General features: G+C 45.3%; 1 protein-coding gene. It reads left to right on the plus strand.

From position 1 onward, the window contains the following. A partial coding sequence (locus A3735_RS25270) for a transketolase (RefSeq protein ID WP_304440023.1) occupies positions 1 to 1,211 on the plus strand: 1,211 nt, incomplete at both ends.

A 1,211-nucleotide genomic window follows, 5' to 3' on the forward strand; every position in this document is an offset into this window, starting at 1 on the left:
ATTTCCCACGAAGTGTGTTCTTTAGCAGGTACGCTTGGCTTGGGTAAATTGGTACTTTTTTATGATGATAACGGCATTTCAATAGACGGTGAAGTCGAAGGTTGGTTCTCTGACGATACACCTAAGCGCTTCGAGTCTTATAACTGGCAAGTTATTCCTAATGTAGATGGTCATGATGCTGATGCCATCGAGGCGGCCATTAAAGAAGCTAAAAGTAATACTACTCAGCCAACTATTATTTGCTGTAAAACAGTAATAGGTTTTGGTTCGCCAAATAAAGAAGGTAAAGAAGATTGTCACGGTGCTCCGTTGGGTGATGATGAAATTGCTGCAACTCGTGAGCGCTTAGGCTGGGCTCATGGTGCTTTTGAAATTCCCGAAGATATATATAATGGCTGGAATGCTCGTGAAGCGGGTTCCAAGGCTGAGAAAGATTGGTCTGCTCGTTTTGATGCATACGCAGAGGTATATCCAGAACTTGCTAGCGAATTCAATCGTCGTTTAGCTGGTGAGCTTCCAGAAGATTTTGCTAAACAAGCAGATCAATACATTAATCAGTTGCAAGAAGATGGTGCAACGATTGCCAGCCGAAAGGCATCGCAGAATTCCTTGAACCAGTTTGGTCCAATGCTTCCTGAATTAATGGGGGGCTCTGCTGATCTTGCTGCGTCTAACCTGACTTTATGGAGTGGCTGTAAGGGCTTGGAAGCTAATGATGCGGCCGGTAACTATATTTATTACGGCGTTCGTGAATTCGGTATGGCTGCGATTATGAATGGCATCGCCTTACACGGCGGATTTGTTCCTTACGGTGCTACTTTCTTAATCTTTATGGAATACGCACGCAATGCTGTACGTATGTCTGCACTCATGAAGCAGCGTGCTATCTATGTATTTACACATGATTCTATTGGTCTGGGCGAAGATGGCCCAACTCATCAGCCGGTCGAGCAGATTTCAAGTTTGCGTCTAACGCCTAACATGAACTGCTGGAGGCCTTGTGATACGGTTGAGTCAGCCGTGTCGTGGAAGCATTCCCTTGAGCGTGCCGATGGCCCATCTTCATTGATTTTCTCGCGGCAAAACCTAGTTCACCAAGAGCGAAGTAAAGAGCAAGTTGCAAATATTGAGCGTGGTGGTTACATCTTGAAAGACTGTGAAGGCTTGCCAGATTTGATTCTGATCGCTACAGGTTCTGAAGTAGGATTGGC

The sequence above is a fragment of the Oleiphilus sp. HI0061 genome (genome assembly GCF_001635675.1).